The following is a 20,977-nucleotide window of genomic DNA, read 5'->3' as shown; positions in this document are numbered from 1 at the left end:
GTTGTGTCCGGCGATTGACCGCCTATATTGCCTCCCTCAACATCGGAAAAGGAAAGCGATGAGCGGAACGCGTGACGGCAAGGTCAGGACCGGAGGGCGCCTGGCTCAGGCCATGCGTGCGTTTCTGGCCATGGAATCGGCGGGCGGCATCTTGCTGGTTGCCATGATGGTCATCGCCCTGGCGGTGGTGAACTCGCCGTTGGGGCCATGGTACGACCGCATCCTGCATTGGCACGGCGGCATCTCGCTTGACGGCTTCAGCCTCAACCTCTCGGTGTTGCATTGGATCAACGACGGCCTGATGGCCGTGTTCTTCCTGTTGGTGGCGCTGGAAATCAAGCGCGAGATGCTGGAAGGCGAGTTGTCGCAACTGGGCCAGGTGCTGTTGCCGGCCTTGGGCGCCCTGGGCGGCATGGCTGTTCCAGCGCTGATCTTCGTGGCGTTCAACGCCGATGGTCCACACCTGCACGGCTGGGCCATTCCGTCGGCCACCGACATTGCCTTCTCGCTGGGCGTGCTGTCGGTCCTGGGCCGTTCGGTGCCGGTGTCGCTGCGGGTGTTCCTGGCGGCGCTGGCGATCATCGACGACCTTGGCGCCATCCTGATCATCGCCTTCTTCTACAGCAGCGACCTGTCCTGGGGCTATCTGGCCGGGGCTGGTGGCGCCGTGCTGGTGCTTGCGGCGCTGAACCGCTTCGGCGTTCGCCGTCTGCTGCCCTATATGGCGGTCGGGTTGGTGTTGTGGGCCTGCATGCTGCAATCGGGGGTTCATGCCACCGTCGCCGGCGTGCTTTTAGGTCTGTTCATTCCGCTGCGGGGAGGCGAGGGGGCGGCCAAGAACGCGCCGTTGCGCGTGCTCGAGCACGAGCTTCATCCATGGGTCGCCTTCGGCATCCTGCCGATTTTCGCATTGGCCAATTCCGGCCTGTCGTTCGAGGGCATGGGGCTTGGCGCCCTGGCCGACCCGGTGTTCCTGGGCGTGGCCTTGGGACTGTTCGTCGGTAAGCAGGTGGGAGTGTTCGGCTGTGCCTGGCTGATCATCCGGGCCAAATGGGCACATTTGCCCGAAGGCGCGAGTTGGGGCCAGCTTTACGCCACCAGCGTCCTGACCGGCATCGGCTTCACCATGAGCCTGTTCATCGCCGGTCTTGCCTTCACCGACAACACGGCCATGGCCGACACCCGGTTGGGGGTGCTGTTGGGGTCGCTGGTATCGGCCTTGGTGGGCTATGGCCTGTTCAAGGTGTTCAAGGCGCGTCGGGCATAGCTCCCCTCCGCAAAGGCCGGCTTGCCATAAGGGATGTCGCGTAGGCACAATCGGGCCGACCTTCACGCAAAGGCCGGCCCGCCATGACCTGCGCTCCCTATGTTGTTCCGGCCTCGGCCGTCCTGCGCTGCGATGACAGCGTCGCCAAGGCCATGTCGCTTGTCGCCGCCAGTTGTTTCGCGCCGTTGCCGGTGCTGTCCGCCGAGGGGCGGGTGGTCGGGCTGTTCGGTCCACGGGAGTTGGCGCGGCTTTTGTTGCCGACCGGGGCGCGTCTGGCCGGCGGCAACTTCACTCTCGGCTTTCTGTCGGAACAGCCCGAGGGGTTGCGGGAACGGCTGGCTTCGGTCGCCGGGGACGACGTCGCCCGCCACATGGCCCCGCATACCCCGATCCGGGCCGAGACCTCGCTGCACGAGGCCCTGCGCCGCATGCATCACGGCGCCACCTATCAATCGGTGGTCGACGACCAGGGGCGTCTGGTGGGGATGCTGACGGCTGCCTCGGTGCTGACGACCTTGGTGGAGGAACGGTAGATGCCGGCTGCTTCGGTAATCTTCGGCTTGCCGCCCATGCTGGTGGCGACCCTGGTCCTGGCCGTTACCTACGCCGCCATCATCAGCGAACGGGTCAACCGTGCGGTGGTCGCCCTGTTGGGCGCCGGGATCATGATCCTGTGCGGCGTGCTCGACCAGAAAGAGGCGCTGGCCGGCATCGACTTCAACACCATCGCGTTGCTGGTGGGCATGATGATCCTGGTGGCGATCACCCGCCGCTCGGGGGTGTTCCAGTTCGTGGCGGTGTGGACCGCCAAACTGGTCAAGGCCAATCCCGCCGGCATCCTGGTCATGCTTCAGGTGGTGACGGCACTGTTCTCGGCCTTGCTGGACAACGTCACCACGGTCTTGCTGGTGGTTCCGGTGGCGCTGGTCATCACCGAGCAACTGAAGATAAGACCCTGGCCGTTCCTGGTGGCCATGATCTTCGCCTCGAACATCGGCGGCACCTCGACCTTGATCGGCGATCCGCCCAACATCCTGATCGGTTCCGCCACCGGGCTGAGCTTCAACGATTTCGCCATGAACCTGGCCCCGGTCATCGTCGGCATTCAGGCAGTCACCATCGGGGTGTTCCATCTGGTTTACGGCCGCGCCCTGAACGCCTCCCCCGAGGCGCGGGCCAAGGTCATGGGCATGTCGGCCCGCGCGGCGATCACCGACATGGTTTTGTTGCGGCAATCCCTGGCGGTGTTGGCGGTGGTGATCGGCGCCTTTGTCTTCGCCCATCCGCTGGGGCTGGAACCGGGAACCATCGCCTTGGTGGGGGCGGCCCTGCTGATGTTGCTGTATTGCCTGGGGCGCGACGCGGAAAGCCAAAGCCGCGAGATCAACCGGATCTTCGGCGAGGTGGAGTGGATCACCATCTTCTTCTTCATCGGCCTGTTCGTGGTGGTGCGTGGCGTCGAGGTGGCCGGGGTGCTGCATTGGCTGGCCCAGCACCTGATGGCGGTCACGGGGGGCGACAGGGCGGTGACCGCGATGTTGATCCTGTGGGCCTCGGCCATCTTGTCGGCGGTGGTGGACAACATTCCCTTCGTCGCCACCATGATCCCGCTGGTCAAAAGCATGGCCCCCACCATGGGGGGGGACGCGGGGCTGGAGCCGCTGTGGTGGGCGCTGTCCCTGGGCGCCTGTCTGGGCGGCAACGGCACCTTGGTCGGGGCCTCGGCCAATCTGACGGTGGCCGGAATGGCCGAACGGGCGGGACATCCCGTGCGCTTCATGCCGTTCCTCAAGGTGGCCTTCGGCCTGATGCTGCTGTCGGTGGCGATCGCCAGTCTATATCTGTGGCTGCGTTATCTGTGACGCCCGGTTCTTTCCGGCGGGGCGAATTAAACCAGAGGTGCCACGCGGTATAGCGCCAATCAGCGATCCCATTTGTTTGCCGGCTGGCAGGGCATGCGTGCGATAGTGATAATCATTCGCATATTGAGCGGATGTTCGCTATCTTGCCTTTCCGCCGCGCAGCAATGCCATGGGGCAACGTTGAAGAGCCGTCCCTCCAAGCTTTCCTTGTACATGACCCATCGGTCATCCCTGGTGAACTACGCGACCCCCATCGTCGGATGCCGGGCGCGGGCCGAGGATATCGTCCAGGATGCCTATTTGCGATTCGACACGATGGAAAGGCGGCAGCAGGCCGCCGACGACGACGCCATCTCCCATCCCGTCGCCTATCTTTACCGGATTGTCCGCAACCTTTCCCTCAACTGCGTCCGGCGCCAAGCCTCGGAAGGATTATCCGCGGGCTCCGAAGTTCTGGAAAGCTTGTCCACCACGGCCCCCACGCCAGAGCGTGAGGTGCAGTGCCGCGAAGAACTGCAATTGGTGGCCGAAGCGCTGGCGGGGTTGCCGGAACGGACCCGGCGGGCCTTCGAACTGTATCGGCTTGGGGGACACACCTTGCAGCAGGTGGCCTCTATCCTGGGCATCTCGGTCGGGTTGACCCATCAACTGGTTCGTGACGCCATGACCTGCTGCGCCGATCGTCTGGGGGGGCGGGATTAAAATGTCGAATCTTCGCCAGGGTTGTTCTGAAAAATCAGGCAGGGTGCGTGTCTTTGTCTGTGACGCTCCACTTTTACGAGCGCGGATCGGAAAAAAGGCGGCAAGGTGCCAAGCATGAGCGGAATGTCCCATGGTGACGACCCCGTCTGGGAACAGGCGCTGAACTGGGTGATTCTTCTCCAGGAAACGCCTGGGGACCAGGATGTGTCGCGTCGGCGAGACATCTGGCTGGCCGAAAGCGAGGCGCATGTCAGGGCCTATCGCAAGGCGGAAAAAATCTGGCGCCTGACCGGTCAGGTGGTTCCGGTTGTGGCCGAGCCGTCTCCACCCAGCCGGCGAAGGGTTCGGGTCGGGGTGATGTCGGTGGTGATGGCCATGGCGGCCGCGGTGGCCTTGCTGGTGTTGCCCGGTTACGGCCGCTTCCTGTGGTCCGACTACCATACCGGCAGCGGCGAGACCAGGCAGGTGACGCTGGCGGATCAAAGCGTTGTGGTCCTGGATGCGGAAAGCGCTGCCAACGTGACGTTTTCTTCTGACCGGCGTGCGGTGTCGCTGTTGTCCGGGCGGGCCTTCTTCAAGGTTTCCCCGGATCGCTCCCGGCCGTTCGTGGTGTCCGCGCAAGGAATGACCGTGACGGTCACCGGAACGGCGTTCGAGGTTTCGTCCAGGGGGGACGACGTGGCGGTCGAGGTCCAGTCGGGGACCGTCGCGGTCGCGGTGGCGCAGGGCGGCCGCCACATGACCGCCAGCCTCGGGCAAGGGGGGCGTGCCCATGTCTCGTCCCAGGGCGGTTCGTTGGCGGTGGACGATGTGCCGCCCGCGCAGGTGGGGTTGTGGCGGAGTGGCCGGCTGGCCGTCAATGGCGCCACGGTGGCCGAGGTGGTGGCGGAATTGCGCCGTCGCCATGCCGGTGTGATCTTGTTGCAAGATCCTGTTCTGGCGGCCCGCCGGGTGACCGGCGTGTTCGACATGAATGATCCGGCGGTGGCGTTGGATGCGGTGTTGCAACCCCATGGCGGGAGGGTACGTCAGTTGACCCCTTATGTGCTGGTGGTGTCCCCGCGCTGAAACGCCAGGCGAAAACCTGAAAAATTTCCAAGACGGCGTGTCTTTCCTGACATGGGCCGTTGCGGCGGCCGGATTCTTCGGGAGATGGAAGACATGGGTGACGCGTCCTTCGATGACGGCGGTTCCGCGAACAAGGTGCCGTTCGATTTCAAGCCGCTGATGTTCCAGGTGTTCGCCTGTACCATGGCGATGACCGCGTTCACTGCCTTGGCCGGTCCCATCGGCAAGGAACTGCGCTTGGCGCCATGGCAGATGGGATTGGCGGTCACCGTCGCCGGGATCGCCTGGATGCTGTTGTCCCGTCCATGGGGAATCGCCAGTGACTGCCATGGTCGGCGGCCGGTACTGCTGTGGGGGCTGGCCGGCTTTGCCGCCAGTTATGCGTTGTTGTGCCTGTTTGTCGCGTTGGCCTTGCGCGGGTGGGTTCCTGCGCTGGCGGCTTTTGCCGGCATCGTCTTGTTGCGTGGAATTTCCGGTGGTTTCTATGCGGCGGTTCCCACCGCCGGAAACGCTCTGATTGCCGACCATGTGAGCGCCGAGCGCCGGGCCGGGGCCATGGCGGGTCTGGGCATGGCCAGCGGTGCCAGCATGGTGGTCGGCCCCGCCGTGGCCGCGCTGTTGGCGCCGCGAAGCCTGGACCTGCCCTTGCAGGTACTTGCCCTGTTGCCCGTTCTTGCCCTGGCAGTGTTGTGGAAGGCGCTGCCGCGTGTCGAAGCGTCCCACGCCCCCCATGAGATGTCGCCGCCCCGTTTGAACGATCCGCGCTTGCGTCGGCCCGTACTGTTCTCCCTGGTTTGTATGTTCGGCGTGTCGGTGGCGCAGATCGTGGTCGGGTTCTACGCCATCGACCGGCTCGGGCTGTCCTCGCAGGAAGGAGCGCGGGTGGCGGGAATCGCCCTGACCTGTGTCGGGGTGGCCTTCACCCTGGCCCAGATGGCCGTGCGGCTGTCGCGGTGGACACCGGAAACCCTGATCCGGCTGGGAACCGTGGTTGCCGGCCTGGGGTTCCTGGCGGTCTCGACGGTGGGTTCCGCGCCGGCTTTGTGGTTGTGCTATTTCGTCGCGGCGTCGGGGATGGGGTTGGTGTGGCCGTCCATTTCGGCCCTGGCCGCCAACGCCGTCGCGCCGCATGAGCAAGGTGCCGCCGCCGGCACCGTGGCCGCCGCCCAAGGGTTCGGGCTTATTCTTGGGCCGGTGGTCGGAACCGCCCTCTACAGCGCCGAGGTTTCCGCCCCTTATCTGATGGTCGGGCTGATGCTGTTGGCGCTGGTGCCCCTGGGGCAAGGGCGGCTCGCCGAAGAAAAAGCGTGAAAATCTGAAAAACGGTGAACGTGGCGTGTCCTATGGATGATATGCGAATGCGAATCGTTTGCGTTCGTCGTGTTTGCGGAGTAGGACGATGCAGCAACGGGGTGTGCTCGGAAGGACGGTGGTTTTGGGGAAGACGGGGCATTTGTTGGGAACCTGCGCGGTTCTGGGATTGCTGGCTGCGGTGCCGGCCTGGGCGGCGCCGGATGCCGAAGCGGTGCAACTGGCCCAGGCGGGAACCAAAAGCTTCGACATTCCCACCCTGCCGTTGGCCGACGCCTTGATGGCTTTTGGTATCCAGTCGGGATTGCAGGTCAGTGTCGATACGGCCTTGTTGGCGGGCTTGCGTTCCCCTGGCGTACAAGGGGGGCAGACCCCCGAGCGGGCGTTGTCGGCGTTGCTGGCGGGAACCGGCATGACGTGGCGTTTCAGTTCCGCCAATACGGTGGTGGTCGAGCGGGGTGCCGCGTCATCCTCTGTGACGATGCCTTCCCGATCCGCGACGGTTGCCGCCGCGCCCTTGGTTCTGGACCCGGTCACCGTTGCCGGCGAACGGGTCGAGCGGTCGTTGCGTGATACCGCGTCGTCGGTGTCGGTGGTCGACGCCAAGACCATCGACACCCAGCCGGGCCTGACCGGGACCAACAAGGTGATGGAAAGCCTGGCTAACGTCGTCGCGGTCGAGCCCAGCAACTATGCTCCGGTTATCCGCGGTGTGGACGGTTCCGGTGCCGCCGTGGGCGCCACCGCCTTTTTCGCCGGGGTGCGTCCGCGTCTGACGACCCAGGTGGACGGCCGCGCCGCGTCGTTCAACGAAATGATCTTCGGCGACGTGTCCATGTGGGACGTCGAACAGATCGAGGTGTTCCGCGGGCCGCAAAGCACGGTACAGGGACGCAATTCCATTGCCGGCGCGGTGGTGGTGAAGACCAAGGACCCGACTTTCGCGCCCGAGGCCAAGGCCCGTGCCATCGTCGGCAACCACGACACCCGCCAATATTCGGGTATGGTTTCTGGGCCGGTGGTCGAGGATCAGGTGGCGGTGCGCGTGGCGGTGGACCGCTGGACCAGTGTTTCCGAATTGCCGTTCACCGCCTATCAGGGCGAGGCCGACCCCGAGGATTACCAATCCACCACCTTGCGCGCCAAGCTGTTGCTTGAGCCCAAGAAGCTGGACGGTCTGCGGGCCTTGCTGACGCTGAATCACAGCAACTACGAAGGGCCGCAGGGCGAGATGGTCAAATATCCGTTTGGAGACGGCGTGCCGCAAAACGCCAACGTCTCGACCTTCAACCCACGTTCCACCAGCGGCATCCTGGATACGACCTGGGTGTTGACCGATTCCTTGACCTGGGAAAACCGTCTGACCCTGACCGATTTCAGCGTCCGCCGCCACTCGGCGCCGAGCACCGGCAACCTGGAGATTTCCGGCAATGAAGGGTCGTTGGAGCCGCGTCTGCGCTTTTCCGCCCTTGACGACCGTCTGACCGGCTTTGGCGGTTATTACGGCCTGCGCTCACAGCAGACGGAATTCATCGATCTGTGGGGAGGACATGGTTATTCCGACAAGACCTCCACCGACGCCTTGTTCGGCGAGGCGACGCTGAACGTCGCCGACCGCTACGACCTGACCGCCGGCATGCGTTTCGAACAGGAAGACCGGGATCGCGAAGGCGGTTCGGGTAATTACGCGCTCAACTTCCATGAAACCTACAAGACCTTCCTGCCCAAGCTGGGGGCGGCGTGGCATGTCACCGAGAACGCGACCGTGGGCGCGGTGGTGTCGCGGGGCTACAACGGCGGCGGTGCCGGCATGACCTTCGCGGCTCCGTTCATGACCTACACCTACGAGCCGGAATACGTCTGGAACTATGAAACCTACGGCCGAGTCGACCTGATGGGCGGCGCCTTGCGGCTGAACGGCAACCTGTTCTACGCCGACTACAAGAACATGCAGCTTCCGGTCAGTATCGGCACCAATTCGTCGGTGATCCGCAACGCCAACGAGGCGGTCACCTATGGCGCCGAGATCGGGGCACGGTGGAAAGCCTTGCAGGAACTGGAGCTGTCCGGCGAGATCGGCCTTTTGAAGACCGAGGTGGTTCGTTATTCCGGTTCCGGCCTCGAAGGCAACGATCTGCCCCACGCGCCGGCGCTGACAGCCACTTTCGGTGCTCTTTACCGGCCGATCGAGAATTTGGACCTGGGGATCGACGCCCGTTATTCCGAAGCCTATTACACCGAGGTCACCAACGCCCCGCGCGGCAAGACCGATCCCTATTGGGTGGTCAACGCCCGTGCCAGCTATGACCTGGGCGGTCCCCGTGTGTTCGGCTACGTGAACAACCTGTTCGACACCGACACCCCCATCGACATCTTCGCCGGCACCACCCAAAGCGCCGACTACGCCATCATGCTCAGGCCCCGGACGTTCGGGCTGGGCGTGGAAATGTCGTTCTAAGGCTTCAATGGCGGGGTTGTCCTCTGGGCGGCCCCGCCCCGCGAGGAGAATGCCGGGTGACGCCGCGAGCCCTGGGGCGGTGGTCTGTCATCCGGGGTTCGCCCGTTATCCATGGGGGGACGCGATGAGCGATGGTGTTCTTTCCCTGCTGGCCGTGGCCCTGGTGGCGGCCGGCGGGATTTGCTTCTATCTGGGAACCGGTCGTCAGCAATGGCTGGACCGGTCGTGGACGATCCGCGCCAGCGGCGGCGGCGGAATTGCCCTGTTGGGGCTGGGCTGGCTGGTCTGGTGTGGCGAGATACGGCCGGCGACGGCACTGTTCGCCGTCCTGACGGTGATCATGGCCGCCTTGATCCTGGTGCCCGCCGCCGTGGCGCTGTGGGCCGCGTCCCGGAGGGGCGGGGCATGAATGCGCGTATCCAACTCAACTGGTGGGGAAGAATTCTGGCCGGCACGGTGCTGGGGTTCACCCTGGCCCTGGCGGTGGCGGGCGTCTTTCAATGGGGGATGCCGCCGGGAATCGCCAAGTTCCAGCTTGTCATGTGGCTGGTGGTGCCGGTGTGGCTGGGCGTCCTGTCCGCCGTCTTCCTGTTCCGCGACGTGGTACGGGCCTGGCTGTGGCTGGGCGGCGCCAACGTCGCGGCCTACGCCTTGATGTTCCTTCTCCGCTCTCTCGTCAGGTGACCATGCGCTCCGAAACCATCCGCACCTACAAGACCGTGCACACCTGGACCGGCATCGTGGCCGGGCTGTTCCTGTTCGTGGCGTTCTATGCCGGGGCGCTGTCCATTTTCGAGCCGGCGTTGACCCATTGGGCGTCGCCGCCGCGTACGTTGCCGCTGGTGTCGCTGGCACAGGCCCCGGAACTGATCGAGCGGACCATTGCCGCCGAGCCCCAGGCCCGGCGCGAGTTCACCTTGCATCTGGGCGAGGGACACGAGGTCCCGGCTCGCCTGACATGGCGGATGTCGCGCCACGACATCGAACCCCACGCCGCGACCCTGGACGAGGATGGAGGCGTTTCGGTCACCCGTCTGCGGCCGGCCGGATTGGGGCAGTTCGTCGACGACCTGCACCGTAGCGCCGGTCTGCCGGGCGACGTGGAACTGGGCGCGGCCTTCATGGGGGGGGTCAGCATGCTGTACGTCCTGGCCCTGGTGTCGGGGGTGGTCATCGTCGTACCGTCGCTGGTCCGCGATCTGTGCGCCCTGCGCATCGGTCCCAACCTCAAGCGCATGTGGATGGATGCCCACAATCTGGTGGGAATCGTCAGCTTGCCGTTTCATTTCTTCATCGCCGTGACGGCGGTGGTGTTCGGCCTGCACGACGAGATCTACGACGTGCTCGACCGCGTGGTCTATGAAGGGCAGTTGAAGAAGGTATTTCAGGTCGAAAGCCCGTTCGCCGGTTTCGGCGGCAAGGGCGGTTCCGCGCCGATGCTGCCGCCGACGGAACTGCTGTCGCGGCTTCAGGCGGCGGCTCCCGACTTTCAGCCCACCGCCATGGATTACCGCAACGCCGGAACCCGGGATGCCAGCGTCATGGTGTGGGGCGTCGACGAACGCCAACTGATGCGCGGGCGGGGCTTCGCCATCATGGACGCCGTCAGCGGCGAGGTGGTCAACGCATCCTATCTGCCGGGGCACCAGAATGGCTATTCCGCCACGGTGTCGGCGTTCTTCGCGCTGCATATGGGCAGTTTCGGCGGGCCGGCGGTGAAATGGGGATATTTCGTCCTGGGGCTGGCTGGGGCCTTCTTGTTCTATTCCGGCAATCTGCTGTGGATCGAAACCCGCCGTCGTCGCGACAAGGACACTGGCGGCGGGCAAAGCCGCTCGACCCGCGTCATGGCGGCCCTGACGGTGGGAACCTGTCTGGGGTGTGTGGCCGGAATCTCGGTGGCCGTGGCGGCCAGCAAATGGCTGCACGGCGTGGTGGACGATCTGGGGGCGTGGCAGTGGGGGCTTTATTACGCAATGTTGGTGGCGGCGGTGGCCTGGGCGTTCATGCGAGGCGCCGCCCGTGCCGGATACGAGCTGTCGTGGCTGGCGGTGGCCGCGACTCTTGCCGTTCCGCTGACCTCGATGTTGGCTTGGCTGGTGCCGGGGTTGGGGCTTTGGGCGTGGGGTGGTGGGATCGGGATCGACCTGGGCGCCCTGGCCGGGGCCGTCGGCATGGCGATGTTGGCCCGTGCGGCGCGGCGGCGGGCCTATTCGATGCCCGCCGACAGTGTATGGGCGCGGGCCGGGTCGGTGCCGGCCTAGGCGGAAAAGGTCGCCTATTGCGGCAGGACGACCCGGAAGGTGGCGCCGCGCCGGCCGGTGTCCACCAGGGCGATCGAGCCGCCATGCGCGGCCAACAGGGAATGGACGATGGCGAGACCAAGGCCGGTGCCGCCGGTGGCCCGTTCGGTGGTGAAGAACGGGATGAACAGACGGGCGGCGTTGGCTGTCGATACGCCGGGGCCGTCGTCGCTTACCGTCAGCACGACGTGTTCCGCCTCTGCCGCCAGGGTCAGGGCGACGCGGCCTTTGGGACCGGCGGCGCGGCGGGCGTTGTCCAACAGGTTGGCCAGGACCGAGGACAAGGCGTCGGCGGCGATGGCCGCCGGCAGCGGCGCGTTCGGCAGTTCGGTTTCGGCGCCCACCCGTTCCGCCTGGGCGACGGCCACCGCTACCGCGTCGCACGTTTCGCCTTGCGTTCCGGTCATGACGTCGGCACGGGCCAGTTCCAACAGGCGGGCCACCAACCGCGACAGCCGGCCGGCCTCGCAATCCAGGTTGGACAGGAAACGCTCGCGTTCCTTGGCGTCCATGCTGTCCAGGTGGTCGCGCAGTAATTCCACGGTGCCACGGATGGTGGTCAGCGGCGTCTTGAATTCGTGCGAGACATGGGCCGCGAAATCGCGGATGTAGTCGGCACGGTTTTCCAGCGTCGCCGTCATGCGGGCCAGGGATTCGGCCAGTTCCGCGACCTCGCGCACCACCGGGCCGTCCAGCGGCGCCAAGGCGCCCCGCTCGCCGTTGGCGGCGCGGCGGGCGCGGTCCATGACCATGCGCAGCGGCCGGGTCACCGCCACCGCCCCCAACCGAGCCAACAGGAACGTGGCGGCCAGGGTCAGCCCGGCCAGCCCGGCCAGATGCCAGCGCTTGCCGTAAAGCGCGTCGGCCAGGGTGCGTGGGGTGCGCGACAGCAACACCACGCCCGCTACCTTGTCGCCTTCCAGGACCGGTTGGGCGACGAACACGCGCATGGCGCGGCTGCGTTCCAGCAATCCCGACGGGGTCGGTCTGTTGTGGCGGCTGATGCGGTGGCGCAAGGTGCTGACCGGTTCGCCGGCCAGGGCCCGGCTGATTTCTTCCATGTTGGTCAGGCTCAGGTCGACGTCTTCGCCGGTGGTCGCCACCACGACGCCGCGATGGTCCACCACCCGCATGGCCGCCAGGGTCACCCGTTGGGCGTCGCGCAGGGCCGGTTCCACCGCCTCTCCGGCGGCCAGGGCCGGCGGGTCGGCGGGTCGGGCCGCCCAATCGGGATCGGGGGCGGCGGGCAACACCATGTCCTCGGTCAGGTCCAGCCCGGCGAAGCGCGGCAGCCACGGCGAATCGTAGCCCCGCCGCCGTGTCCAGCGTTCCTCCACCGGGGCACCCAATTGTTCGGGCTTTCCCCCGGCGGCGCGCCACGATTGACGGTACATGGCCGCCGCCATTCCCGCCTGGGCGATCAATTCGGATTCGGTCTGACGGATCAGCGCGCTTTCATAGACCCTGAGCGTCCAAAGGCCGCTCAGTGGCAGCACCAGCACCACCAGGTTAAGGGTCATCAGCACCGTGCCGATGGTCGGCCGGCGTTTCATCGGCATTCCGACAGCTTGTAGCCCAGGCCGTGCATCGTCTCGACCGGTTCGCCGCCCACCGCCTGGAACTTGGCGCGGATGCGGCGTACGTGGCTGTCCACGGTGCGGTCGGCGACGGTGCGGAAGTCGTTGTAGGCGCCATCCATCAGGGCGTCGCGGCTGAAGACCTTGCCCGGCCGCTCGACCAGGGTGCGCAACAAGGCGAATTCGGTGACGGTCAGCACCACCTCGCTGTCGTCCCAAAATGCGCGATAGCCGTCAAGGTCCAGGCGCAGGCGGCGATGGCGCAGTTCGGCAGGGACGGTGACGGCAGAGGCAAGGGATGGGGGAGGGGCAGAGGGTGGTGTGGGCGTGCGCCGGCGCAGCACCGCCTTGACCCGTGCCACCAGTTCACGCGGCGAGAACGGCTTGGCCACGTAATCGTCGCCGCCCAGTTCCAGCCCCAGCACGCGGTCGATCTCGTCGTCGCGCGACGACAGGAAGATGATGGGCACGTCCGAGGCGCGGCGCAGACGGCGACAGACTTCGGTGCCGTCCATCTCGGGCATCATCACGTCCAGCACGATCAGGTCGGGGGGCTGGCGTTCGGCGGCGGCCAGCCCCTGGGCTCCGTCGCCGGCCTCGATCACGGCGAATCCTTCACGCGACAGCGCGAAACGGACGATGTCGCGGATGTGGGGGGCGTCGTCGATCAACAAGACGGTAGCCATGGCGAGAGGCACTGTACCCCATCGTCTGCACAAATTCCGCACACACTTTCCTTGTCCCTTGCACGCGCCGGTCATCGGCGCCGCACGGTCGGGCTCCATGCTGGCGGCGTTCAGTCAACGTATCAGGGGAGTATCGCCATGCCCGCCTATCGTCATGCCAACGCCGCCCTTCGTCTTCAGGTGGCGCTTTGCCTGCGTGGGGGCGCCGATCCGGGCCGTCTGCTGGGCCGTTTGCGCCTTGATCCCGCCGCCGCCGCGCATTGGCTGGACGTGCTGAGCAAGGGCAGCGTCCGCTGGCGCTTCCGCTCGGGTCGGGGGTGGTGGCTGTGAGCGCCGCCGTCTCCACCCGCAAGTTGCTCCAGATGGCGGCCATCCTGCTGCTGACCGTGGTGGCCGGTTGGATGGTCGCCAGTCTGGTGGACGAGCGCGAAGCCCGTCAGCGCGAGTTGCTGTCCGACTTCACCAAATCCTGGGGACCGCGTCAGGTGGTGCATGTGCCGACCCTGGTGGTTCCCTATCGCGCGGCCGCCGACCGTCCCTGGCGCTATCTGAAATTCGCTCCGGCACGCTATGCCGCCGAAGGCGCGCTGTCGCCCGAATGGCGGCGGCGCGGTCTGTTCGCGGCACCGGTCTATGGGATGGCGCTGACCGTGGACGGTCGCTTCGTCGTACCCGAGGCGCGGCGGCTGACCGGCATCGCCGAACCGGGCGGCAGCATCGCCTGGGAACGCGCCTTCATTACCGTCGAGGCCACCGACCTGTCGCGGCTGGGGATGGCGGACGGCATGCAGGTGGACGGCACGATGCGGTCGTGGCAAGCCTGTCGCGAGGTGGTGGGGCGTGACGAGGATTGCCAGGGGTCGGTGTTGGCGGTGCCGGTGGCGTTGACCGCCCAAGGCGGCACCGTGCCGTTCCAGATGGTTCTTACCCTGCGCGGTGTCGGCGGCATGCGGTTGGCTTCCGAAGGACGCAACGGCACCTTGGCCCTGTCTGCGCCGTGGCCGACCCCCAGTTTCGTCGGTTCGGCCTTACCCGAAACATCGACGGTGGGAGAAAACGGTTTCACCGCCCATTGGTCGCTGGTCAATCCGGCCGGCCGCCAGATGTGGACCCAAATCCGCGCCGACGCGGTCGAGGCGGATGCGGTTCAGGTGGGCGTCGACCTGCTGGAGGCCACTCCCACCTATCGCATGGTCAACCGGGTGTCGAAATACGGCATCCTGATCGTCGCCTTGTCCTTCACCGTCTATTTCCTGTTCGAATTGCTGAGCGGCCTGCGGATACATGCCGCGCAATACGCCCTGCTGGGGGCATCGCTGACCCTGTTCCCGCTGTTGCTGGTGTCCTTGGCCGAACCGTTGGGCTTTGTTCCCGGCTACGCGGCGGCTTCGGCGCTGGTGCTGGCCCAGGCCTCGGGCTTCACCGCGTTGGTGACGCGGCGGTGGCTGGCGGCGGGTGGCTTCCTCGCATTGTTGGCCGGGCTGTTCGGCTTCATCTATGTGCTGCTGCGCCTGGAAACCTATGCCTTGCTCAGTGGTTCGCTGGCGCTGTTCGTGGTGCTGTCGGCGGTCATGGTTCTGACCGGGCGGGTGAACTGGTGGGGGGAACGGGCATGATCCGCGTCGTCTTGGCCTTGTTCGCGGTGTTGCTGGCCGTGGTCGGCGCCAACGTCAACGACCCCTATCTGGTGCCGGTCCAGCGCTGGATCGGCCCGGTAGTGGCGGTCGCCGGCTTGGCCGGAGCGGTGACGTTGCGCCGTCGGGGCTGGTTGTTGGTGGCGCTGTTCCTGGCTTCGCCGTTCGCCGTGGCGGTGGCCGAAGGGATGTTCGCCTGGCGTAAGTCGGCGGTGTTGTCGGCCCCCGCCGCCCAAGTGTTGGGGCGCCATTTCATCGTCGGCTATCGCAAGGTCGAGGAGGTGGAAGAGTTGGCCGCGCGCGGTCTGATCGGCGGTGTGTTCGTCACCCGGCGCAATCTGGTGGGGCGAAGCGTGGCGGATTTGCGGGCCGAACTGGATCACCTTCAGGATCTGCGCCGTCGGGCCGGGTTGCCGCCCTTGCTGGTGGCCGCCGACCAGGAGGGCGGTGCGGTATCGCATCTGTCGCCGTGGTTGCCGGCGCGGCCGGGTTTGGCGTCGTTGGCCGAGTTGCCGCCGGATGCCCGCATTGCCGCCGCCCGTGATCTGGGGCGTGCCCATGGGCGCGATCTCGGCGCGGCGGGGGTCAACGTCAATTTCGCCCCGGTGGCCGATCTGCGGCTGAAGCGTGAACGCAATCCGCTGGATTTCCACAGTCTGATCGCCCGCCGCGCCAGCTCCGCCGATCCGGTCGTCGCCGCCGAACTGGCCGCCGCCTATGCCGAGGGGCTGGGGGACGAAGGTGTCCGCCCCACTCTCAAGCATTTTCCCGGCTTGGGAAGGGTGTCCGCCGACACCCATCACTTTCGGGCCAATCTGGATGTGCCGCCCGAACAATTGGAAAAAGCCGATTGGCTGCCGTTCCGCCAGGTCCTGGCGGCCCAACCTGGGACATTGGTGATGGTCGGACATGTGACGGTGACCGCCCTCGATCCCGGCCGTCCCGCATCGCATTCGCGTCGGGTGGTACAGGGGGTGATGCGTGATCGCTGGGGATATGACGGGTTGGTGGTGACCGACGACATGGTCATGTCGCCTATCTACCACCATGGCCTGTGCACGGCGGTGACCGAGGCGTTGAACGGCGGCGTCGATCTGCTGCTGCTGTCGTTCGACGGCAAGCAATACTATCGGGCCATGAGCTGCGCGGTGTCGTCCTGGCGCCAGGGGGCTTTGTCCTCGGTCATGTTGGGGGCCAGCCGGCGGCGTCTGGATGGCCATGCCGGAGGCTTGTAATTCGGGCCATGGCCTGAGTATTGGGCCGGCGATGAGAGTTGATTCCTTGGGCCGGCTGGGCCAAGCTTTCCCTGGGGGTTCGCCCGACGGGGGATAAGATGAAAACCGTTGCCGCCATTTCCTTTCGCGACAACCACAGCGTCAGCATGGACGTGGAAGCGGTCAACCGGGTCGAGACGACCATTCCGGTCCAGTTGGACGAAACGCTTTGGTGTTGCGAGCTGTTGATCCGTTCCGCCAACGGCACCGTCGCCTTGCAATTGCTCTCCGACGATCCGAACAAGCTGCGCGTGGAGGCGCAGGGATTGGAATAAATCCCTTGAGGGTGAAAACAGCGTTCGTTCCGTCGCCGTATTCGCATATTCTGATTGAGCCGGGTCTTTGCCCGACTCAATCAAAGATGCGACATACCGCACGGGAGGAAACATGAGCACCGGGACCGAACCCATCTTGTTGAGCGACATCCAAGATGGCGTCGCCACCATTACCCTGAACCGTCCCAAGGCCCGCAACGCCCTTTCCATCGAGCTGATGACCGAGGTCGAGGCGGCGCTGGCCCGTCTTGCCGCGGATACCTCGGTCAAGGTGTTGATCCTTGCCGCCAACGGCCCGGCGTTCTGTGCCGGCCATGACCTCAAGCAGATGAGCGGCCTGGACGGCGCCGACGCGGTCGAGGCGGTGTTCACCCAATGCTCGCGCATGATGAAGGCCATCGTGCGCTTCCCGCGTCCGGTGATCGCCCGTGTCCATGCCATGGCCACCGCCGCCGGTTGCCAATTGGTGGCGTCGTGCGATCTGGCTTATGCGGCGGAGACCGCCCAGTTCGCGACCCCCGGCGTCAATATCGGTCTGTTCTGTTCGACGCCGATGGTCGCCCTGGCGCGCAATGTCGGGCGCAAGCAGGCCATGGAACTGTTGTTGCTGGGCAAGCCGGTGGATGCGGCGCGGGCTGAATCGTGGGGGCTGATCAATCGCGCGGTTGCTCCCGACCAGTTGGACGCCGCCGTGGCCGAGGCCGCGAACACCCTGGCCGCCAAGTCGTCCTTTACCCTGAAACTGGGCAAGGAAGCGTTCTACGCCCAGGCCGAGATGGGGCTGGACGAGGCTTACGACTACGCCACCCGCGTCATGGTCGCCAACATGCAGGCCAAGGATGCGGCCGAAGGCATCGACGCCTTCCTGGGCAAGCGCCATCCGGTGTGGTGCGGCGCCTGATCCGGTCATAAGTGGCATGTCTTGCGCCCGCGTCGCCTTGGCGGCGCGGGCGTTCCCCCTTCGCCTCGGGCGCAACTCGCGCTAAGCTGCCGTGTCGGTTTCTGCACCTGGGGGAAAAATGGGGACAACACGTCGGACCATGCTGGCGGGCCTTGCCGGCCTGGGCGTTACCGCTTCCGCGTGGGCTCAGGTTATCGGGCCGCAAAGCGATCCCTGGGCACAGGTCGATCCCTACGACGACCCCAGGAACGGTTTCCCCCGCGACAAGCGTGATGACGGCGGATATGAGGGGGGCAGGCCCGAGCCGCCCGCCAACACGGGAAACGATGTGTTCCGGCGCGCCCCCATCCGTCAGGTGACGGAAGAGGAAGAGGCCGAGGAAGTCGCCACCGCCGAACATTTTTATCTGGCCAGCATGGAAAAGGACGGCGGGCCGGTGGCCGACCCGCGGGTACAGCGGGCCATGCAGGCGTTCATCGAGCCGCTGGTGGCGGTGGTCGATCGGCCGCATTTGCCCTGGGAAGCACGGGTGGCGAAAAGCGGTTCCATCAATGCCTGGACGTTGGGCGGCGGCAAGATGTCGTTCAACGCCGGACTGATCGCCGCCTGCGACCATCCCGGCGAACTGATGGCGGTGGTGGCCCATGAAATGGGACATGTGGACCGTTTGCACGGTTTGATGCGCCAAGAACTGATGCGGACCCTGGAACAGGCCAATGCCCAGGGCATGTTGGACCTTGGCAAGATGCTGGCCGGCGATCTGGTGCCGGGGGCGAAGGGCAACGTCAGCGTTCTTGATCTGCTGCATTCCGGTTTTCGGCGCGAGAACGAATACGAGGCCGACGAACATTCCATCGAACTGATGCGTCGGGCCGGCATGGACCCTGCTTGGGCGGTGTCGCTGATGCGGAAGCTGGAACGCCAGGACCTTGAATACGGTCATCACCTCGTTTCCGAGTTGCTGCAAGGCCATCCGCTGGCTTCCGAACGTGTGGCCAATCTGGAAAGCAAGACCCGGTTCAACCCCCGGCCGTCCGCGAAGATCGAGGCCGTGGGCTGGGACGTGTTGAAGGCGGCGTTCCCGACGCCCGCCAAATGGCGGAACATCTGATATCGGTTCCGCGAATTTAACCGGTTTGCGGCCATTGCGGCCGCGGCCAAGTGGCCGGAGGGCCACGCCCGGCGAGGGACAAAAAGAAATTCCCGACCTTTGGTCGGGAATTTCTGAAACAAGTATGAGGGGTTTTTCATGCCCGAACTTTCTTCGACGTCGCTGGCGTATCTGACCGAATTGGGAATGCTCTGGGGCAGTAACGGTGCCTGGGCGCTGTTGATCCTGGTGCTCGGCTGGATCGCCGCCGGTTGGGCCGAACGAGCCTTGAAAAGCGGTCTGGCCCGCGTGCGGGTGGCCGACGACATGTTGCGCGGCTTCTTCGGATCGCTGACGCGGTGGGTGGTGCTGGCGGTGACCGGCATCGCCGTGCTGGAACGGCTGGGCGTGCAGACCACGTCGGTGGTCGCCATCATGGGTGCCGCCGGTCTGGCTGTCGGTCTGGCGTTGCAAGGAACGCTGTCCAATCTGGCGGCGGGAGTCATGCTGTTGCTGTTCCGCCCGTTCAAGGTGGGCGATGGTATCGAGGGGGGCGGGCTGGCCGGCAAGATCAAGGAGGTGTCGCTGTTCCACACCCAGTTGGTGACCGGCGACAACATCCAGGTGATCGTTCCCAACGCGACGCTGTGGAACGCGGCGTTGCGCAACCTGTCCTTCTATCCCACCCGCAAGGTCGAGATCGTCGCCCCGGTGCCCTATGGGGCCGGCGCCGATCGCACGCTGGACACCATCAAGGCCTTGATCAAGGCGGATTCCCGCATCCTGGCCGAACCGGCGCCGGCGGTGACCTTGGGCAAGTTCAACGACAGGACCGTCGACGTTTCGGTGGCGGTGTGGTGCGCCAGTGGTGATGTCGGCGCGGTCAAGTCCGACCTGATGGCCGCCATCTGGCGGGAATGTCCCTTGGGATTGCCCTGAGGTCGGATCGGAACCGGGGCAGAGGGTTCACAGGCCGTGAACCCTCTGTTCAGTTGGTCAACGCGCCGCTTTTGATGGAATTGGCGGCGACGCGGGTCGAAGGCGCGATCTTGGCCAGCAACGTGTCGGTCTCACGCTTGATGGCGTTGAAGCGGGCCAGGTCGCGGCCTTCCAGACGGGTACTGGTCGGCATCTTGACCGATAGCGGGTTGATCTGGGAATTGCCCTTCAGCACTTCGTAATGCAGGTGCGGGCCGGTGGAACGGCCGGTCGAGCCGACGAAGCCGATGATCTGTCCCTGGCCGACGCGCTTGCCGGATTTCATGCCGACGGCGATACGGCTCATATGGGCGTAGGCGGTGGCGAAGCCGTTGCCGTGGCGGATACGAACGTAATTGCCATAGGCACCGTTGGCGCCGGCCATTTCGACGATGCCGTCGCCGGCCGCCTGGATCGGCGTGCCGGGGGGGACGCCGAAATCGATGCCTTTGTGCATCTTGGTGAAGCCCAGGATCGGGTGGTTGCGCATGCCGAAGCCCGAGGTGATCCGGGCGCCGTCCACCGGCGTCTTGAGCAGCGCCTTGCGGACGCTTTCACCCTTTTCGTTGAAGTATTCGACCACGCCGCCATCGCGCTCGAAGCGATACATGGCGATCGGCAGGCCGCCCAGGCCGACGCTGGCGTAGAGCATTTCGCCGCTGCGGGCCAGCTTGCCCTTGGTGTCGTAGAAGGCTTCGAACATCACATCGAAGGTGTTGCCCGCCTGGATGTCGCGCTGGAAGTCGACGTCATAGGACAAGGCCTTGATCATGGCGACGATGATCTGGGCGGGAATGCCGGCGCTTTGCGCGCTTTCGAACAGCGACGACTTGATGGTGCCGCTGTAATGGGCGATTTCGCGGCGGACCTGACGCTGAGCCTCGATGCCCTGGAAACTTCCGCTTTCGGTGCGCTGGGCCATGACTTCCCGGATGGGGTCGGCGTGCAGCGAGACCTTGGTGAAACCGCCGATGCCAAAGCCGTGGGACGGCTTGTCGAAGGTCACCGTGACCTTCTGTCCGGCGCGCAGACCTCGCGGATTGTAAACGTCGCGCAAGGCATCGATGGCCAGACTGGCATCGGAGACATCGACGCCGGCGCGGATCAGCACGTCCATCAGCGTGTCGCCCGAAGCGACCTGAACATGGTTTTCCACCGGTCGGGTGGCACGATCCTCAAGTTCACTGTCCGAGGCGATTTGTTCGGCGCGAACCGAATGTTCCGCTTCCAGATCCACATAGGCCGGTGGCGTGGCGTCCAGCGGCGTATCGGAATCGCCGAACTGGACGAAGGGACGGGCGGCAAGTAAGACGCCGATTCCCACCAGGCCAACCACTCCCGCCGCCTTCAAGGATCGCTTGATCTTGGCCCTCAGGTGGTTGCGCAATGGACTTGTCCGTTCCGTGAAAAGGCAATGAAAAGGGTTATCGCAGCCCAAGCTTATCTAGGCAAGCATAAAACCCCTAAAATTCCTCTTGACTGTTGCTGTGCTGCACTGCGGCGGTGCCGAATTCGGTGCCCCTATATATGATGAACTTCCGCCGGTGAGGTTGAACGGACGGTGGGATCAGGGCCACGGGCACGTTTTTTT

At 65.4% G+C, this 20,977-nt stretch carries 20 protein-coding genes; 17 read left to right on the top strand and 3 right to left on the bottom strand.

Going from position 1 to position 20,977, the window contains the following annotated elements; genetic code table 11:
• Positions 1 to 58 precede the first annotated feature (58 nt).
• The 10 genes from nhaA (at position 59) to G4223_RS13140 (ending at position 10,932) form a co-directional block, all read left to right on the top strand.
• Positions 59 to 1,267 carry a Na+/H+ antiporter NhaA gene (nhaA, locus tag G4223_RS13185; protein WP_241004116.1) on the top strand — a complete coding sequence of 403 codons (1,209 nt, stop codon included), beginning with the start codon at positions 59 to 61 and terminating at the stop codon, positions 1,265 to 1,267.
• 83 nt (positions 1,268 to 1,350) lie between these two features.
• Complete coding sequence (locus G4223_RS13180; RefSeq protein ID WP_163680484.1) at positions 1,351 to 1,800, top strand: CBS domain-containing protein; 450 nt, start codon at positions 1,351 to 1,353, stop codon at positions 1,798 to 1,800.
• Positions 1,801 to 3,129 carry an ArsB/NhaD family transporter gene (locus G4223_RS13175; protein ID WP_163680480.1) on the top strand — a complete coding sequence of 443 codons (1,329 nt, stop codon included), beginning with the start codon at positions 1,801 to 1,803 and terminating at the stop codon, positions 3,127 to 3,129.
• A 180-nt stretch (positions 3,130 to 3,309) separates the two neighbouring features.
• Positions 3,310 to 3,831 (top strand): sigma-70 family RNA polymerase sigma factor, encoded by a 522-nt coding sequence (locus G4223_RS13170; protein WP_241004115.1) that lies wholly within the window; start codon positions 3,310 to 3,312, stop codon positions 3,829 to 3,831.
• Positions 3,832 to 3,945: 114 nt separating this feature from the next.
• Positions 3,946 to 4,899, top strand: coding sequence for a FecR family protein (locus G4223_RS13165; protein WP_163680478.1), 954 nt, complete (start codon positions 3,946 to 3,948; stop codon positions 4,897 to 4,899).
• A gap of 93 nt (positions 4,900 to 4,992) precedes the next feature.
• Positions 4,993 to 6,210, top strand: a complete 1,218-nt coding sequence (locus G4223_RS13160; protein ID WP_163680475.1) for an MFS transporter — start codon at positions 4,993 to 4,995, stop codon at positions 6,208 to 6,210.
• Between the two features lie 142 nt (positions 6,211 to 6,352).
• Positions 6,353 to 8,668: a TonB-dependent receptor gene (locus tag G4223_RS13155; RefSeq protein WP_163680473.1), complete on the top strand. Its 2,316-nt coding sequence runs from the start codon at positions 6,353 to 6,355 to the stop codon at positions 8,666 to 8,668.
• 124 nt (positions 8,669 to 8,792) lie between these two features.
• The gene (locus tag G4223_RS13150) at positions 8,793 to 9,077 is read left to right on the top strand and encodes a hypothetical protein (RefSeq protein ID WP_163680470.1); all 285 of its coding nucleotides are present in this window, start codon (positions 8,793 to 8,795) and stop codon (positions 9,075 to 9,077) included.
• Entirely contained in the window at positions 9,074 to 9,352 is a 279-nt protein-coding gene (locus G4223_RS13145) for a hypothetical protein (RefSeq protein ID WP_163680466.1), read from the top strand. The genes G4223_RS13150 and G4223_RS13145 overlap by 4 nt, the downstream gene beginning before the upstream one ends.
• 2 nt (positions 9,353 to 9,354) lie before the next feature.
• Entirely contained in the window at positions 9,355 to 10,932 is a 1,578-nt protein-coding gene (locus tag G4223_RS13140; RefSeq protein ID WP_163680463.1) for a PepSY-associated TM helix domain-containing protein, read from the top strand.
• Between the two features lie 14 nt (positions 10,933 to 10,946).
• Here the strand turns inward: G4223_RS13140 and G4223_RS13135 are convergent, their stop codons facing one another.
• Together G4223_RS13135 and G4223_RS13130 are read right to left on the bottom strand one after the other, a co-directional pair.
• Complete coding sequence (locus tag G4223_RS13135) at positions 10,947 to 12,524, bottom strand: sensor histidine kinase (RefSeq protein ID WP_163680461.1); 1,578 nt, start codon at positions 12,522 to 12,524, stop codon at positions 10,947 to 10,949.
• Complete coding sequence (locus G4223_RS13130) at positions 12,521 to 13,234, bottom strand: response regulator (RefSeq protein ID WP_163680458.1); 714 nt, start codon at positions 13,232 to 13,234, stop codon at positions 12,521 to 12,523. Before G4223_RS13130 ends, G4223_RS13135 begins: the two co-directional genes overlap by 4 nt.
• Before the next feature lie 138 nt (positions 13,235 to 13,372).
• Between G4223_RS13130 and G4223_RS13125 the strand changes: the two genes are divergently transcribed.
• The 7 genes from G4223_RS13125 (at position 13,373) to G4223_RS13095 (ending at position 19,347) form a co-directional block, all read left to right on the top strand.
• Positions 13,373 to 13,564: a hypothetical protein gene (locus G4223_RS13125; RefSeq protein ID WP_163680455.1), complete on the top strand. Its 192-nt coding sequence runs from the start codon at positions 13,373 to 13,375 to the stop codon at positions 13,562 to 13,564.
• A complete protein-coding gene (gene creD / locus G4223_RS13120; RefSeq protein WP_163680452.1) occupies positions 13,561 to 14,850 on the top strand; it encodes a cell envelope integrity protein CreD in 1,290 nt (429 codons plus the stop codon). The genes G4223_RS13125 and creD overlap by 4 nt, the downstream gene beginning before the upstream one ends.
• Positions 14,847 to 16,103 (top strand): glycoside hydrolase family 3 protein, encoded by a 1,257-nt coding sequence (locus G4223_RS13115; RefSeq protein WP_163680449.1) that lies wholly within the window; start codon positions 14,847 to 14,849, stop codon positions 16,101 to 16,103. The genes creD and G4223_RS13115 overlap by 4 nt, the downstream gene beginning before the upstream one ends.
• A 98-nt stretch (positions 16,104 to 16,201) precedes the next feature.
• The gene (locus tag G4223_RS13110; protein ID WP_163680446.1) at positions 16,202 to 16,417 is read left to right on the top strand and encodes a hypothetical protein; all 216 of its coding nucleotides are present in this window, start codon (positions 16,202 to 16,204) and stop codon (positions 16,415 to 16,417) included.
• Positions 16,418 to 16,529: 112 nt separating this feature from the next.
• Positions 16,530 to 17,318, top strand: coding sequence for an enoyl-CoA hydratase (locus G4223_RS13105; protein WP_163680443.1), 789 nt, complete (start codon positions 16,530 to 16,532; stop codon positions 17,316 to 17,318).
• A 118-nt stretch (positions 17,319 to 17,436) separates the two neighbouring features.
• Positions 17,437 to 18,429, top strand: a complete 993-nt coding sequence (locus tag G4223_RS13100) for a M48 family metallopeptidase (RefSeq protein ID WP_163680440.1) — start codon at positions 17,437 to 17,439, stop codon at positions 18,427 to 18,429.
• A gap of 138 nt (positions 18,430 to 18,567) precedes the next feature.
• Positions 18,568 to 19,347: a mechanosensitive ion channel family protein gene (locus G4223_RS13095; RefSeq protein ID WP_163680437.1), complete on the top strand. Its 780-nt coding sequence runs from the start codon at positions 18,568 to 18,570 to the stop codon at positions 19,345 to 19,347.
• A gap of 49 nt (positions 19,348 to 19,396) precedes the next feature.
• Here the strand turns inward: G4223_RS13095 and G4223_RS13090 are convergent, their stop codons facing one another.
• Positions 19,397 to 20,773, bottom strand: a complete 1,377-nt coding sequence (locus G4223_RS13090) for a M23 family metallopeptidase (protein WP_163680433.1) — start codon at positions 20,771 to 20,773, stop codon at positions 19,397 to 19,399.
• Positions 20,774 to 20,977: the final 204 nt, after the last annotated feature.

The organism is Magnetospirillum aberrantis SpK, from assembly GCF_011022235.1.
In the GTDB taxonomy this organism is placed as follows: Bacteria; Pseudomonadota; Alphaproteobacteria; order Rhodospirillales; family Magnetospirillaceae; genus Magnetospirillum; species Magnetospirillum aberrantis.
Note: the sequence above shows the minus strand (reverse complement) of the source record. Positions and strands in the feature narration are given on the sequence as shown.